Here is a 14,450-nt window from a genome sequence, read left to right on the forward strand (position 1 = left end):
AGGCCGGTGCCGTCGAGCATCCGGGTGATCGTCATGTCGACGGCCTTCTGCAGGTCGATGCTCATGTCAGTTCTCCTGCTCGACACGGAACGATGCGGTGCAGTCGGCGATGCCGGTGTCGGGGTCGACGTTGACGTCGTCCGCGTAGAGGACGCCGTCGACGACGGAGACCTTCAGGCCGGCTGCTTCGAGGACGGCGGCGATGCACCGCATGGGTTCGGTGAGGGCGGGGCTGTCGGTGGCGGCAGCGAGTGCCTGCCACGCTTCGGTGATCTCGGCGGGGTGAGTCATGACTGCACCGCCTCGTCCTGCGTGGCGGGCGTGACGAGCACCAGCTCGACGCGGACCCCGACGTTGCCGGTGATGGTGGTGTAGGTGTCACCGCTGTCGGAGTTGATGCGCTTGCGGACGACCTTCGCGTCGGGGTCGAGGTCGTGCAGGGCGAGGATGGTGTCGAGCATGTCCGTCATGCGGCCCTGGATCTTGACCTCGTTCTCGTAGACGCTGACGGCGTAGGCGCCGTCGAGGAGCTCGGGGTGGGTCGCGAGGAATGCGACACCTCGCGTGGTCGGCGCGGCGGTTGTGTTCTGGGTGGTGGTCTCCATGAGACGATTCCTTTGTTCGTGGCGCTCGGTCTGTCTTTGGTGGATGGCCGGGCGCCCGGCTTATGTCTGGGGTGGTTCAGGCGGGGTGCCGCTTGGACCGGTAGGCCCGCATTGCCGCGGTGGCCTCGACGAGCGCGGGCCGGATGACCTCGCGCAGGACCTGTTCAGGGATCGGGCCGCGCTCTGCGACGAGCTCCCGTGCCTTCGCGGCGCCGGCTTCCCGGATCCGTTGCCGTTCCGCGTCCTCGCGTGCCTGCTTGCGCTGCGCGCGCTGCTCCGGAGTCATGCCACTCGCCCAGTTTCGCGCTGGACGGTAGACAACTTGTCGATGAAGAGAGAGCCCTGCGGGGCGTCGAGCAGCCTCTCGATCGTCTTGCCGACGGCCGGCGGGCAGGTGTCCCGCTTGCCGGAGCGAAGATGCCCGAGCGACTGGTAGCTGAATGTGGCGTTCTTGTCCTTCTTCTGCAGCTCGCGTTCAACGGCTGCAGCGAGGGGGCGGACCGCCCATCCGCGGTGCTTCATGTAGGTGGCGAGCGCCTGGTGGCTGATGCACTTCACGTCGAGTCTCACCTCCGTAGTGATCATGTTGTTTCCCTCCCGTTGATGGTAGACGTCTTGTCGTTCGTCTGTCTAGACGGTAGACGAGTTAGACGCCTTTGTCTACACATCGATGAGAATTTTTCGGGGGAGATTCGGCGGAACCGCAAGTTACACGCGTGGAAGTTGTAGACGGCTTGTCTACGATGCGACTAGACAACTCCCCGCTGTGTCACGGAAGGATCTGTAGACGTGAGGCGAGAACCGAGGGAACCGTGGGCGTCTGCCATGGTCGAGCGAGGGTTCGTGTATGGCGGTCGTCCGTCGTTCTCGCGGCTCGCCGCTGAGGCGCAGACGGTTACGGGCACGACGTCGCCGACGACGCAGACCGTGATCGACATCGTCCTTGGCGGCACGGAGACGCCGTCGGATGCGATCGTCAGCGCGCTGGCGAAGGCCCTGCGGTTGCCGGTGAAGCTGGTGGCCAGTTGGGTTGGGCAGTCGCGGGAGCTCGAGGAGCCCTACGACCCGCCGGAGGGTTCGGATCGCCTCACGCGCAAGCAGCGCGAAGCGCTGGATCAACTCATCCGAGTGATGATCGACAGTGAGGAGAACGACCGTGGCAACACCGCCCCCATAGCTGACGCAATTGAGCAACCTGGAACACGCACTAATGCCCGTAGCGCCGCGCCGGATGGCAACGATGCACCAACGGTCGAGGGTGCGCCGTTGCGTAAGGACGACTACGCGAAGGCGGCGCAGTCGAACACGCCGCGCACTCGGGCGAACCGTGCGCGCCGGCGCGAGGAGAAGAACCGGATCCCGGGGGAGGACCAGGGCGAAGGGCCGGAGGTCGGAGCGTAATGAACGCGCTGACACCGTTCGGTGCCAGACTTGAAGGGTGCCGCGCATGACCACCACAGAATTCGTCGTGAAATATGACGGTCCTGCGCTGGAGTATCACGAGATTGATGTCGAGGTATTCGCTCCCGCGATGATGTCGCTCGCCCGGTCGCTCGGGCGAACTCAGCAAGTGCTCACGCCAGGAGCTGACCCAGTGAAGCTGCGCGTCAAGGCGACCAATCAGGGTTCGTTCGCAGTGACGCTGCTAGCCGAAGTGCCAACCCTGGCGGAGCGGCTCGTCGACCTGGTCACCAGCAAAGGCGCTGAGGCTGCTCTGAATGCAGCCGGACTGTATGCGATCGTGACTGGCGCGTGGAAGGTCTTGAAGCGGCTTGGCGGGCGGTCGATAACCGACGAGCGAGCAGTCGGCGAGCAGGTTACGTGGACACTCTCCGACGGTGAAGAGATCACGATCGATGCGGTGACTGCGCGCGTCCTGAATGACCTGCAATTTCGCCAGGCGACAGAGCAGTTCACCGCGCCGCTTGAAGCGCCCGGAATCAGCGAGGTCTCTGTCACGAGCAGCAGCGAAGGATCGAACTCCGTTGTGATCACGGCGGACGAGACTCGGGCCTTCCAGACGCCACCGTCAACCACCATTGACGCCCCATCAGAGATCGTTAACGAGTTCATGCTGCAGCCGTTGGGCGTCGAGTTCGATTGGCGGCAGTGGCGGGTCACTGATGGGGGATCGAAGTTCTCGGTCACGATGGCGGACGAGGATTTTCGTCACCGTGTAGACGAGGATGGCTTGCGGATCGGGGCCAATGATCTCTTCAAGGTGCGGATGCGGATCGTTCAAGAGCCCAAGGCTGATGGCACTCTGCGGATCAAGCGGACTGTGGAGAAGGTGCTGCAGCAATATCCCGGCGGCACGCAAGGGCGGATGGATCTGCCGTAACGGGGTGTCAGACCCGCCGCTTAGCCTCACGGCGTGATTCACCCGTGGAGGATTCTTCGAGGTCGCGAGCACCTGACGCTCAGGTTCGTCGACATGGGTCTCGAGCAGAACGCGACGATCGACACGGCTGGTGTCGTCCAGATCGCGAACGACCTTGACTACGCCGAACGCAGGTGCGCGCTGATGCACGAGCTCGTGCATGACGAGCGCGGCGTACCGCACAAGCATGACCCCGCCGAGGAGCTCGCCGTGGAGCGGGAAGCAGCGCGCCGGCTGATCTCGGTGGATGACCTGATCGACGTCGCACGGTGGGCGCTGTCCACGGAGGAAGCTGCCTACGAGCTCGGCGTCACCGAAGACATGCTGCTGTGCCGGTTGTCGTCGATGACGCACCCGGTCGAGCGGGCGAAATGGCGGGCGTTCGTCGAAGAGATGGCGACAGACCGGTGACCAGGTCGTGCAATTACGCCGCGCCCGGGGAGGCCGCGGATGTATGACTTGGGGACGTCGGCCCGTCACGGTCGGCAACGGAGGAAGGGACCAGGGGCTATGAACAAGCGTTGGGGAGCGGCTGCGATGGCTGTCGCAGCATTGGCGCTGAGCGGGTGCGCGTCCAGCGGAGGCGGCGTCGGCGGAGATGACGGCGGCTACTACTCGATCGACCCGTCCGACATCATCAGTGGATACACCTACAGACTCACGGGATCGGCCGATTCGGTCGACATCACGATGAGCACCGCCGGAGGTACGTCGCAGGAGTCCGACGTGTCGTTGCCGTTCGAAAAGGACATCGACGACACCGACTTCCTCTACATCTCAGCGCAGATCACAGATGAGTCCGGCGGCGACGTCACGTGCGAGATCGTCGCGTCAAACGGTGACGTGGTGGCGACCAATACTGCATCCGGATTTCCGTCGATCGTGACGTGCGACAACACATGAGTGGCGGTGACCGGCCGGCGGACCTGCTGGCATTCGAAGCGGAATGGTTGAACCGGCCGCACGACGGCCGCTACGAGCGAGACGTTCGTGAACGTTTCGGCACGTCCGTAACCCGGCATCTGCAGCGCGTCAACGCCATCATCAACACTGCGGGTGCGAACGAAGCCGATCCGGTGATGTGCCGGATCCTCCGCGAGCGGCGCGACGCCAAGATGCGGCAGCGTCCTACCAGAGGGGCTTGATCCGGACCGAGTCCGGGTCGAATGTGCGTTTCCCGCGGCCGACAGGGTCGACGCGGATGTCGAGCAGGGTGCCGACCACAAGTCGTTTCTTCGTCAATGTCATGCCCTCGACTGCCGCCTCGGGGTCAGTCAGGTCGACGTCGTCGAGGACAGACGGCAACAACAGTGCGCGGACGCGGCGGTTTGCTGCCTGGATCTGTGGGGTCAGCTTCGCCTCGATACGCGCGAGTGCGGCGGGGGAGAGGGCGCCAGGCCCACCGTCGGCGGCTTGGTCGACGAACCCGTCGAGCCGTTTCTGTAGCGCTTCCGCGTCGGCGCGCGCCTGAGTGAGCTCAGCACTGTCGGCCCGGTCGTGGGCGGTCAGGTCGGTGGCGTGCGTGCCCAGCAGACCGACCAGCGTGCCGAGGACATGCCCGTCGATCTTTGTCACGAGCCGGGCCACCTTGAAGCAGCCCGCAGTCATGCACTGGTAGGTGGGCCGGCCACGGTTCGACAACACATACAAGGGGTGGGTGCACACACCGCAGCGGGCTATCCCGGACAAGAGGTGCTTGGCCTTCTTGCTCTCGTGGTGGGCGAACCGTGCCGGGTCGGCGAGGATCGCGACTGCCCGGTCGTGGGTGTCGGGGTCGACGAGCGGCTCCCAAGCGGCGTCGCCGATCACTGCGCCTTGGTGGACGCGGCGGCCGGCATGCGCGGGGTTCGTCGCGATCCGCTTCACCGTCGACGGCAACCACCCCGGCTCCCGGTCGGTGCGCGCCGGCCGCGGGGGAGTGACACCCCGTGCGGTCAGGTCTGCAGCGATGGTCCGCAGGCTGTCGCCTCGGATGACCCGCTGGTAGATCTCCCGCACTACCGGCGCCGTGGTCTCGTCGGGGACCTGGCGCAGCAGAGCACCCGTGGCGGGGTCGTACTCGCGGCGGTACCCGTACGGGGTTTTCCCGTGGGGTGTGCCCGCGACCGCCCGGGCTCGGACGGCGCGACGGACCCGCTCGGAGGTGCGGGCGGCTTCGTCTTCGGCCATGAGGGCATCGAGGCCGGTGCGGAACCGGTCACTGCGGGCGTCCAGGTCGTAGAGGGTGCCGGAGTATCCCCACTTCACGGAGTGCTTCGCGCACAGGTCGCGCAGGTCTGCGTAGTCGGCGAGGTCGCGGGTCGCACGGGACGATTCCCAGGTGAGGAGTGCGTCGTATTTGCCGGAGGTGATCTCGGTCGAGACTTCGTCCCAGCGGGAGCGTGCACCGGTGGATCGGGCGTACCGTGAGGCGGACCCTGTTTCGTCGATGACGTCGACGATGACCCAGTTCTCGCGTTCGGCCCAGGCCCGGAGCTCGGTGAGCTGCTCTGTGACAGAACGGGATTCGCCTCGTTGGTCGCGGGAGACGCGGGCGTAGATCAGGCAGCGCATGATCCGGAAACTACAACCATGGACCGACAGCGGTCTCCGGTTCCAACGTAACCATGGTGCTGCTCGCCACGATGTGGGTCGCGGGCTGGTTGCGCATCCGCGGCAGATGGCGACTGCTGGTCGCTGGGGTGGCCCTCGGCATGTTCGTGCTGCTGTGCCGTCCGGAGCCATCGGTGATCCGTGCCGCCGTCATGGGCGTCGTGGGTCTCGTGGGCCTATCCGTGTCACGCCGGGCGGCCGGACCACCCGTGCTCGCGGCTGCGGTGCTGCTGCTGCTCGTGATCGATCCGTGGCTGGCCGCGTCCTACGGCTTCGCCTTGTCGACCTTGGCCACGGCGGGGCTGCTCTTCTTCGCCCGACCGTGGGCGGACCGGATCGCGCGGTTCCTGCCGCCACGGCTGTCGCCGGTCGCGGAGGCGGTTGCCATACCCATGGCGGCGCAGGCGATGTGTGCCCCGGTGATCGTGCTGCTGCAGGGCTCGGTCAGCCTCATCGGCATACCGGCCAACGTGCTGGCTGCGCCGCTGGTGGCTCCGGCGACGATGTGCGGCGTCCTCACCGTCCTGCTCGCACCCGTCAGCGTCGAGCTGGCGCGTCTGCCGGCATGGCTGGCCGCGCTGCCGACCCAGGGCATTGCGTGGATCGCGCACACCTGTGCACGCGTGCCGCTCGGCACGCTCCCATGGCCCGACGGAACGTTCGGTGCGGTGCTGCTCGCGGCGCTGACCGTACTGCTGTTGTTCGCCGGCGTATGGCTGCTGCGGACCCTCTGGGTGCGTCCCTACCTGGCCGGTGCGGGCGCAGTGCTCGCTGCTGCCGCCTGGGCACCGACGCCGATCAGTGGGTGGCCACCGCCCGGCTGGGTCTACGTCGCATGCGACGTCGGGCAGGGGGACGGCGGCGTGCTCGAGACGGCCCCGGGACACGCGTTGGTCGTCGACACCGGCCCGGAGCCCGGCGCGATGGACAGCTGTCTCGACCGATTGCAGGTCCGGGTCGTCGATGCCGTGGTGCTGACCCACTTCCACGCGGATCACGTCGGTGGGCTCGCGGCGGTGTTCGACGGACGACAGGTGCGTGCCCTCTACGTCACGCCGGTCGAATCGACCGGTGCTTCCGGCGCCCGGGACGAACCCAGTGAGGAGCCCTTGGTGCGGTCACTCGCCGCCCGACACCATCTCGCGCTGCAGACCCTCGCGAGCGGCGACGAGTTGAATATCGGGGCGGTCCACGCACTGGTCCTCGGACCGACCCGGCTCATCCGGGCCGGTTCGGTCCAGAACAACGCGAGCATCGTGCTGGACGTGCGCTCGCACGGCCTGCGCCTGCTGATGACCGGTGACATCGAGAAGGAAGCTGCGGCATCGGTGGTCGCCCAGTTGCGACAGTTGCCGGACGCGCCACCTGTCGACGTGCTCAAGGTGCCGCACCACGGCTCGGCGAACCAGGATCCGCAACTGGAGCACACGGTGCGTGCGCCGATCGCAGTGATCAGCGTCGGCGCACACAACGACTACGGACATCCGGCTCCGCGGACGCTCGACCTGCTGGCGCAGAGTGATTCCACCGTGTTGCGCACGGACCGCGGCGGCGACATTGTGATCATCGCGAAGAACGGTGCGCCGCTGGTCGCCAGGCCGTGAGGCGGCCTATGCCGCGTCGCTCCTCAGGAGCAGATGCTCGTCGCTCCTCAGGAGCAGATGTTCTTGGTGCGAGCAGCCTCGCACAGCGCGTCGAGGGTCGCCGAAACGGCCGGAACGCGTTGCAGGTCAGGAGTGGTGACGGCATACACCGAGCGCCGGGAGGCAGGGTCCATCGGCACGGTGACGACGCCGGGGTTGCCGGCCGAGCGCCGGATCAGATCCGGGATCAACGCGACGCCCAGGCCCTCCGACACCAAGCCGAGAACCGCGACGTAGTCCTCCGTCTCGAAGGCCACGTCGGGGTTAAAACCGGATCGCTCTGCGAGCGACAAGAGGTGACCTCGGCAACGCGGACACCCGGCGATCCAGGGCTCGCTCGCCAGATCGGCGAGCTTGACCTTCTTGGACTTCGCCTTCGGATGATCCAGCGGAAGCGCGAGCCGGACCTCGTCGTCGAGCAGCTTGCGGGTCACGAACGACTCGATGTCCTCCTCACCCCGCGCGAGGTCGGTGCCTTCATAGGCGAACGCAACGGCCACGTCGCATTCACCCGAGCGCAGGGCGGCGAGCGACTCCGGTGGCTCGGCTTCGGTGAAGCTCACGTGGACGTCGGGGAAGCGCTTCTTGACCAGCGCGAGCGCACGCGGCACCAGTGTGGATGACGACGACGGGAAGGCCATCAGTCGGACCCGACCGGCCCGCAGGCCCGCGATCGCGGCCACTTCGGACTCGGCGGCGTCGAGTGCGGCGAGCACCGGGTTGGCATGGCGGGCCAGGACCTGGCCGGCCTCGGTGAGGCGGACGCTGCGGCCGAGGCGCTCGACCAGGACGGTCCCGGTGCGGTCCTCCAGGCGCCGCACCATCTGCGAGATCGCCGGTTGCGAGTAACCCAGCGACGTGGCCGCAGCGGTGAAACTGCCGTGGTCGCTGATCGCCTTGATAACCCTGAGCCCAGCTGCGTCGATCATGGTATAGAGAATAACATTTCGTTATTATTTGTGGCCAATTCTCCGGTATTGCTAATCAATGTGTCGGTGCAGCCATCGTCCCGCGGATGTGAGACCTTGGCACTGTGGTGACAACGGATCCGGCTGCGCTGACCGAGTTGGTGAGTCGTGGGGGAGTCTTGGCCCTGACCGGGGCCGGCCTCTCCACCGAATCGGGGATCCCCGACTATAGGGGTGCCGACGGGCACCGGCGTTTCGCGCCGATGACTGCCCAGCAGCTGCTTGCGGATTCCGCTGCGCGCCAACGGTATTGGGCGCGCTCGTTTGTCGGCTGGCCGCGCTTCGCCGCGGCCGAACCCAACTCCGGGCACATCGCCGTCGCGGCGTTGCAACAAGCGGGTCTGATCGGGCCGATCATCACCCAGAATGTCGACGGCCTGCACCAGGCGGCCGGCGCCTACCGAGTCGCCGAGTTGCACGGCAGCCTGACGCACGTCGTGTGCATGCACTGCGGGGAGCGGTATGAGCGCTCGATGGTCGACGAATGGCTCCGGCTCGCCAACCCCGACTTCGACCGTTCGGCCGACGGGCCATTGCGGCCGGACGGCGATGTCGCCATCGCCGAGTCCCTGATCGACGGATTCCGGCTGGTGCACTGCATCATCTGCGGTTCGGACCTGTTGAAACCGGACGTGGTGATGTTCGGGGAGTCCGTGCCCAAACCCCTGGTCGAGCGCTGTTTCGCTCAGGTGCACGCAGCTCGAGCGATCCTGGTGCTCGGCTCATCGCTCGCGGTGATGTCGGGTTACCGATTCATCCGCCGCGCGGTGCGGGAGGGGATCCCGGTCGCGGTCGTGACCCACGGCTGGACCCGAGCGACCGACGAGGAGGTGTCGGTGCGCATCGACGCACCGCTCGGGCTGACACTGCGGTCCCTGGCGAAGGACCTCACCGAGCGCCGCGCCTCCTGATCACACGCGGCGCAGAACCGCCGTGACCTTGCCGAGGATCGTCGCGTCGTCACCGTCGATGGGATCGTAGGCGTCGTTGTGCGGCATCAACCAGACCTTCCCGCGGGCGCGCTTGAACGTCTTCACGGTCGCCTCGTTGTCGAGCATGGCCGCAACGATGTCGCCGTTCGTCGCGGTCGGCTGCTGGCGCACGACCACCCAGTCGCCGTCGCAGATCGCCGCATCGACCATCGAATCGCCGACCACCTTGAGGAGGAAGAGGTCGCCCTCGCCGACGATCTGCTTCGGCAGCGGGAAGATGTCCTCGACGACCTGCTCGGCCAGGATCGGGCCGCCGGCCGCGATCCGTCCGACAACCGGAATGTATGACGCCTCGGGCCGTGCGTCGCCCAAGCCGGTCTCGTCCACGCCCGACTCCTGCGCACCGCGCACGCTCGAGCCACCCCGGTAGCCGCGGGTGTCGGTGGCGTCCGGATCGATGACCTCCATCGCCCGTGGCCGGTTGGGGTCACGGCGCAGGTAACCCTTGCGCTCGAGCATCGTCAGTTGGTGCGCGACGGAGCTCGGACTGGTCAGCCCGACGGCATCGCCGATCTCGCGCAGGCTAGGCGGATATCCGCGCCTGTCAACGGAATTGCGGATCACCTGCAGCACCTTGCGCTGCCGCGTCGTCAGGCTCTCACCGGCGCGGTCGGGAAGTTCGTGCACCTGTGCCATCGCTGTCATCTCCTCCTCGGCGAACAGTTCGCGGGAAGCGGTCGGCGAGCGGCCTGCGTGGCCTGTGATCCGAACGGTTGTCGGTGGTCGGTGCTTGCCTTGGCTTCGTGAAAACAGCGTATGGGTTTCGGACACAGTTTCCAAACATCTGTACGACGCGTGTCTCGACGCGATCGAACGTTCGTGCTATACATCCGACAGGTGTGCGATCGCACGCGTGTTCGGATGGCGCCGGCCGTCCCGGCGGGCTGCACCAGTTCGCACCGGAGTTTCAGGAGGAAGAGATGAGTGCAGTTGCGCGATGGGATGCGCCGGCCGACCTGCGTCAGGGTCGCCGGCACCTGCGAGCGGTCCCGACGGGTCCGTCCGCATCCGGTGGCGGCCCGCGGGTAGGGGTTCGAGTCGAGCCCGGTGGGCTGCGATTGACGGCGCGCGGGCGCCGGTTGGCGGGCATAGTTGCGGCGCTCGCCTTGTTGATCGGTGGGGGAGCGGCGGCGCGTGCGTGGGCCTCCACACCGCCCTCGGCGGGCCATTCGGTCACTGTCCGCAGCGGCGAGACCTTGTCCGGCGTGGCGCACCGCGCCTACCCCACGATGCCGATCTCGAATGCTGTCACGAAGGTGGCGCTGGCCAATGATCTCAACGGCCTGCAGGTGGTTGCGGGGCAGCAGTTGAGGCTGCCCTGACCGGGCTGCGACACGCGGTGTTCGAGGCGGCTGACCAGCGGTTTTCCGGGTGACACCGACTGCTCTTGCGATTGTGGTGGGATCGGCCTAACATCCCTATATCTAGTAGTTACACGGATGGGATTCATCCACATCTAGTCCACATGTAGAGCCCGGTAGTCCCCAGCTCATCCACCACTTACCCACAACTTCGTCCACAGGCGACGTCGTTCCGGGGGCGGTGGCGACGGGGGCCCGGATCGAGCGGAGAGGAGTCGTTCGTGCATTGTCCGTTCTGCCGTCACGACGACAGTCGCGTGGTCGACAGCCGCACGAGTGAGGACGGCACCTGCATCAAGCGACGCAGGCAGTGCCCCAGCTGTGGCAAGCGATTCTCCACGATGGAGACCGCGAGCCTCACGGTCGTGAAGCGTTCCGGGGCCAGCGAACCCTTCAGCCGGCAGAAGGTCCTGTTGGGGGTGCGCAAGGCGTGCCAGGGCCGGCCGGTCAGTGAGGACGACCTGGCACTGCTCGCCCAGGAGGTGGAGGAGTCGATCCGGGCTCAGGGCGCGGCGGAGATCGACGCGCACGACGTCGGCCTGGCGATCCTCGGTCCGCTGCGCAGCCTCGACGAGGTCGCCTATCTCCGGTTCGCCTCCGTCTACCAGGCCTTCGACGACCTCGAGGATTTCGAGTCGGCCATCGCCCTGTTGCGCGCCGAGCGGCCCGCTACGGGTGTTGAGCCGGATCCTCAACGTGCCGACGACTGAGTCATCCCACCCGCATCACCTGCACCGTCACAGAACACATCTCGCAGCACAGTTGACCACCTGAGGTGGAAAGGAAGTTGGACATGACCGACACTGCAGACGCCGGCTCCAAGACGAAGCGCGGCACCCGCGCAGGCAAGGGGTTGACCGTCGAGCGAATCTTCACCACCCCCGGCGTGCACCCCTATGACGAGGTCACCTGGGAACGTCGCGACGTCGTCCAGCAGAACTGGAAGACCGGTGAGACGATCTTCGAGCAGCGCGGGGTCGAGTTCCCCGACAGCTGGTCGCTCAACGCTTCCACGATCGTCACCACCAAGTACTTCCGCGGTGCTGTCGGCACCCCCGAACGCGAGAGCAGCCTCAAGCAGCTCATCGACCGCGTCGTCCTCACCTACGTGCGCGCCGGCAAGGAGAACGGCTACTTCGCCGGTGACCAGGACGCCGAGATCTTCGAGCACGAGCTGACCTGGTCCCTGCTGCACCAGGTCTTCAGCTTCAACTCGCCGGTGTGGTTCAACGTGGGCACCAAGTCGCCGCAACAGGTTTCGGCCTGCTTCATCCTCTCGGTCGACGACTCGATGGACTCGATCCTCAACTGGTACAAGGAAGAGGGCTTCATCTTCAAGGGCGGCTCCGGTGCCGGCCTGAACCTCTCGCGCATCCGCTCCTCCAAGGAGCTCCTGTCCTCCGGCGGCACCGCCTCCGGCCCGGTGTCATTCATGCGCGGCGCCGACGCGTCCGCGGGCACGATCAAGTCGGGCGGCGCGACCCGGCGGGCGGCCAAGATGGTCGTTCTGGACGTCGACCACCCCGACATCGTGGAGTTCGTCGAGACCAAGGCGCGCGAGGAGGACAAGATCCGTGCGCTGCGCGACGCCGGATTCGACATGGACCTCGGCGGCAAGGACATCACCTCGGTCCAGTACCAGAACGCCAACAACTCGGTCCGGGTCACCGACGAGTTCATGCGTGCGGTCGAGGACGGCACGTCCTTCGGGCTGCGTGCCCGTCACTCCGGTGAGGTCATCGAGGAGGTCGACGCGCGCACCCTCTTCGACAAGATCAACAAGGCCGCCTGGGAGTGCGCCGACCCGGGCCTGCAGTACGACGACACGATCAACGACTGGCACACCAACCCCGAGAGTGGTCGGATCACCGCGTCCAACCCGTGCTCGGAGTACATGTCCCTGGACAACAGCTCCTGCAACCTGGCGAGTCTCAACCTGCTGAAGTTCCTGCGCGAGGACGACACGTTCGACGCCGCGACCTTCCAGAAGGTCGCGGAGCTGGTCATCACCGCGATGGACATCTCGATCTGCTTCGCGGACTTCCCGACCGAGTCGATCGGCCAGACGACGCGTGACTACCGCCAGCTGGGCATCGGCTACGCCAACCTCGGCGCGTTGCTCATGGCGACCGGTCACGGCTACGACTCCGAGGGCGGCCGTTCGCTGGCCGCGGCGATCACCTCGCTGCTCACCGGAGCCTCCTACAAGCGCTCCGCCGAGCTTGCCGGCATCGTCGGCCCCTACAACGGCTATGCCCGCAACGCCGAGGCCCACCAGCGCGTGATGCGCAAGCACCAGGCCGCCAACGACGCCGTTCGCACGCTCGACGCGATGGACTCCGAGGTGCACCGTTACGCGACGAAGGCATGGGCCGATGTCGTCGAGATCGGCACCGAGAACGGCTACCGCAACGCGCAGGCCTCGGTGCTCGCACCGACCGGCACCATCGGCTTCATGATGGACTGCGACACGACGGGCATCGAGCCGGACTTCTCGCTGGTCAAGTTCAAGAAGCTGGTCGGCGGCGGCTCCATGCAGATCGTCAACCAGACGATCCCGCGGGCGCTGAAGAAGCTCGGCTACCAGAACGAGCAGATCGAGGCGATCGTCGAGCACATCGCCGAGCACGGCCACGTCATCGACGCACCGGGCCTGAAGCCGGAGCACTACGAGGTCTTCGACTGCGCCATGGGTGAGCGCGCGATCGCGCCGATGGGACACGTCCGGATGATGGCGGCGACCCAGCCGTTCCTGTCCGGAGCCATCTCCAAGACCGTCAACCTCCCCGAGGACGCGACGATCGAGGACATCGCCGAAGTGCACCTCGAGGGCTGGAAGCTCGGTCTGAAGGCGCTGGCGGTCTACCGCGACAACTGCAAGGTCGGCCAGCCACTGTCCGACGGCCGCAAGAAGGCTGCACCAGTGGAGGAGACCGAACCGGAGAAGGTCGTCGAGTACCGCCCGGTCCGCCGTCGGCTGCCCAAGCGTCGCAAGAGCGAGACCACGTCGTTCGCGGTCGCCGGTGCAGAGGGCTACCTGACTGCGGGCACCTACGAGGACGGCAAGCTCGGTGAGCTCTTCCTCAAGCTGGGCAAGCAGGGTTCGACGCTCGCCGGCATGATGGACGCCTTCTCGATCGCGATCTCGGTCGGCCTGCAGTACGGCGTGCCGCTCGAGACGTATGTCGAGAAGTTCACCAACCTGCGCTTCGACCCGGCGGGCATGACCGACGACCCGGACGTCCGGATGGCGCAGTCGATCATGGACTACGTCTTCCGCCGGTTGGCGCTGGATCACCTCGACTTCGAGACCCGGTCGTTCATGGGGATCCACACCGCCGAGGAACGTGCCCGTCAGCTCGAAACTGGTTCCTACGCACCGGAACCCACCGACGACGACGTCTCCGACGAGCTGGAGTCCTACTCCCAGTCCGTCGGCGCGACGACGCGCCGGGAGGACGAGGCGGCCGAAGCAGCGTCGTCCGACGACACCGCGGTCGCGGACATCCGGTCCGGCTCGGGTGCTGCCGACACGAGGGCGGTGTCCGGTGAGATCCACTCGTCGGCCGAGCTGATGGAGCGCTTCCAGGGCAAGGCCGCCGATGCGCCGATGTGCATGACCTGCGGGACCAAGATGCGTCCGGCCGGCTCCTGCTACGTCTGCGAGGGTTGCGGCTCGACCAGCGGTTGCAGCTGACCGGAAGATCCATTCGAGTCGACGAACCCGCCCCGACGGCATCACGCCGTCCGGGGCGGGTTCGCTCGTCGTGGCGGGACGTTCAGGTGCGGGTGGCTGCCACACGCCGACCGGTGATCGCGGCACACTGCTGGGCATGCTGACCATCACCGCTGAAGTTGCGAGGTACCGGCCGCACGATCCCCGGCTGTCCGTCCCGGCACAGCCGGCCG

The 14,450-nt window shown here is 66.6% G+C and carries 17 protein-coding genes and 1 pseudogene; 11 read left to right on the forward strand and 7 right to left on the reverse strand.

Features of this window, described 5'->3' with window-relative positions; all coding sequences use genetic code 11:
* Window positions 1–66: 66 nt before the first annotated feature.
* From VG502_RS00925 to VG502_RS00940, 4 genes are all read right to left on the reverse strand, one after another.
* Window positions 67–291 (reverse strand): hypothetical protein, encoded by a 225-nt coding sequence (locus tag VG502_RS00925; RefSeq protein WP_325547827.1) that lies wholly within the window; start codon window positions 289–291, stop codon window positions 67–69.
* The gene (locus VG502_RS00930) at window positions 288–605 is read right to left on the reverse strand and encodes a hypothetical protein (protein ID WP_325547829.1); all 318 of its coding nucleotides are present in this window, start codon (window positions 603–605) and stop codon (window positions 288–290) included. The genes VG502_RS00925 and VG502_RS00930 overlap by 4 nt, the downstream gene beginning before the upstream one ends.
* 76 nt (window positions 606–681) lie before the next feature.
* A complete protein-coding gene (locus tag VG502_RS00935) occupies window positions 682–891 on the reverse strand; it encodes a hypothetical protein (protein ID WP_325547831.1) in 210 nt (69 codons plus the stop codon).
* The gene (locus tag VG502_RS00940) at window positions 888–1,190 is read right to left on the reverse strand and encodes a hypothetical protein (protein ID WP_325547833.1); all 303 of its coding nucleotides are present in this window, start codon (window positions 1,188–1,190) and stop codon (window positions 888–890) included. Before VG502_RS00940 ends, VG502_RS00935 begins: the two co-directional genes overlap by 4 nt.
* 342 nt (window positions 1,191–1,532) lie before the next feature.
* On the opposite strand from VG502_RS00940, the gene VG502_RS00945 reads away from it, so the two are divergent.
* From VG502_RS00945 to VG502_RS00965, 5 genes are all read left to right on the forward strand, one after another.
* Window positions 1,533–2,006: a hypothetical protein gene (locus VG502_RS00945; RefSeq protein ID WP_325547835.1), complete on the forward strand. Its 474-nt coding sequence runs from the start codon at window positions 1,533–1,535 to the stop codon at window positions 2,004–2,006.
* 46 nt (window positions 2,007–2,052) lie between these two features.
* The gene (locus VG502_RS00950; RefSeq protein ID WP_325547836.1) at window positions 2,053–2,946 is read left to right on the forward strand and encodes an LAPAL motif-containing putative phage structural protein; all 894 of its coding nucleotides are present in this window, start codon (window positions 2,053–2,055) and stop codon (window positions 2,944–2,946) included.
* 33 nt (window positions 2,947–2,979) lie between these two features.
* Complete coding sequence (locus VG502_RS00955; RefSeq protein ID WP_325547838.1) at window positions 2,980–3,396, forward strand: ImmA/IrrE family metallo-endopeptidase; 417 nt, start codon at window positions 2,980–2,982, stop codon at window positions 3,394–3,396.
* A 126-nt stretch (window positions 3,397–3,522) separates the two neighbouring features.
* Entirely contained in the window at window positions 3,523–3,888 is a 366-nt protein-coding gene (locus VG502_RS00960; protein ID WP_325547840.1) for a hypothetical protein, read from the forward strand.
* Window positions 3,885–4,130: a DUF3263 domain-containing protein gene (locus VG502_RS00965; protein WP_325547842.1), complete on the forward strand. Its 246-nt coding sequence runs from the start codon at window positions 3,885–3,887 to the stop codon at window positions 4,128–4,130. The genes VG502_RS00960 and VG502_RS00965 overlap by 4 nt, the downstream gene beginning before the upstream one ends.
* Here the strand turns inward: VG502_RS00965 and VG502_RS00970 are convergent.
* Window positions 4,114–5,538, reverse strand: coding sequence for a recombinase family protein (locus tag VG502_RS00970; protein WP_325547844.1), 1,425 nt, complete (start codon window positions 5,536–5,538; stop codon window positions 4,114–4,116). The genes VG502_RS00965 and VG502_RS00970 overlap by 17 nt on opposite strands.
* Window positions 5,539–5,579: 41 nt before the next feature.
* Here VG502_RS00970 and VG502_RS00975 point away from each other — a divergent pair.
* Window positions 5,580–6,287 (forward strand): annotated as a pseudogene (locus VG502_RS00975) (ComEC/Rec2 family competence protein); the annotation flags it as partial.
* A 54-nt stretch (window positions 6,288–6,341) separates the two neighbouring features.
* A complete protein-coding gene (locus VG502_RS00980; protein WP_325547961.1) occupies window positions 6,342–7,181 on the forward strand; it encodes a ComEC/Rec2 family competence protein in 840 nt (279 codons plus the stop codon).
* 47 nt (window positions 7,182–7,228) lie between these two features.
* On the opposite strand, the gene VG502_RS00985 is transcribed toward VG502_RS00980, so the two are convergent.
* Window positions 7,229–8,149, reverse strand: a complete 921-nt coding sequence (locus VG502_RS00985) for a LysR family transcriptional regulator (RefSeq protein ID WP_325547846.1) — start codon at window positions 8,147–8,149, stop codon at window positions 7,229–7,231.
* Between the two features lie 140 nt (window positions 8,150–8,289).
* Between VG502_RS00985 and VG502_RS00990 the strand changes: the two genes are divergently transcribed.
* Window positions 8,290–9,099 (forward strand): Sir2 family NAD-dependent protein deacetylase, encoded by an 810-nt coding sequence (locus VG502_RS00990; RefSeq protein ID WP_325547963.1) that lies wholly within the window; start codon window positions 8,290–8,292, stop codon window positions 9,097–9,099.
* Here VG502_RS00990 and lexA read toward each other — a convergent pair whose 3' ends face one another.
* Window positions 9,100–9,816 carry a transcriptional repressor LexA gene (gene lexA, locus VG502_RS00995; protein WP_325547848.1) on the reverse strand — a complete coding sequence of 239 codons (717 nt, stop codon included), beginning with the start codon at window positions 9,814–9,816 and terminating at the stop codon, window positions 9,100–9,102.
* A 284-nt stretch (window positions 9,817–10,100) separates the two neighbouring features.
* Between lexA and VG502_RS01000 the strand changes: the two genes are divergently transcribed.
* From VG502_RS01000 to VG502_RS01010, 3 genes are all read left to right on the forward strand, one after another.
* Complete coding sequence (locus tag VG502_RS01000) at window positions 10,101–10,502, forward strand: LysM peptidoglycan-binding domain-containing protein (RefSeq protein ID WP_325547850.1); 402 nt, start codon at window positions 10,101–10,103, stop codon at window positions 10,500–10,502.
* A gap of 260 nt (window positions 10,503–10,762) precedes the next feature.
* Window positions 10,763–11,251, forward strand: coding sequence for a transcriptional regulator NrdR (gene nrdR, locus VG502_RS01005; RefSeq protein WP_325547852.1), 489 nt, complete (start codon window positions 10,763–10,765; stop codon window positions 11,249–11,251).
* An 83-nt stretch (window positions 11,252–11,334) separates the two neighbouring features.
* Window positions 11,335–14,238 carry a vitamin B12-dependent ribonucleotide reductase gene (locus VG502_RS01010; protein WP_325547854.1) on the forward strand — a complete coding sequence of 968 codons (2,904 nt, stop codon included), beginning with the start codon at window positions 11,335–11,337 and terminating at the stop codon, window positions 14,236–14,238.
* Window positions 14,239–14,450: the final 212 nt, after the last annotated feature.

Origin of the sequence: Flexivirga sp., assembly GCF_035551235.1 — a bacterium.
Classification (GTDB): domain Bacteria; phylum Actinomycetota; class Actinomycetes; order Actinomycetales; family Dermatophilaceae; genus Flexivirga.